The following is a 311-nucleotide window of genomic DNA, read 5'->3' on the forward strand; positions in this document are numbered from 1 at the left end:
GCGATGCAGCGTTAACACAAGCGGTTCCAGATATTTTAGAAGATGCTGAAAATGCGCTACCTATCGCATTAAAACAAGCACTCGCAGTGAGTTATGACCTATATAAAACACAATGCGACGCTAAAGCACAGCTACATAAACAAGTTGAAGCGATAACCAAGCAAAATGAGAGCTGCCAGCGTTTAATGGCATTAGAAGGCGTTGGCCCAATTACCGCGATAGAGCTGCTATCCTTTTTGGGCAATACCTCACAATTTAGTGATGCCAGAGGGGCGGCGGCATGTGCAGGTGTTACACCGACCCAGCACTCA

At 46.6% G+C, this 311-nt stretch carries 1 protein-coding gene; it reads left to right on the forward strand.

Annotated elements, in window-relative coordinates; all coding sequences use genetic code 11:
- Positions 1–311 (forward strand): transposase (locus CWC03_RS22335; RefSeq protein WP_138583719.1); only part of this gene is annotated, 311 nt, incomplete at both ends.

Source organism: Pseudoalteromonas sp. S2755 (assembly GCF_005886535.1).
GTDB lineage: Bacteria > Pseudomonadota > Gammaproteobacteria > Enterobacterales > Alteromonadaceae > Pseudoalteromonas.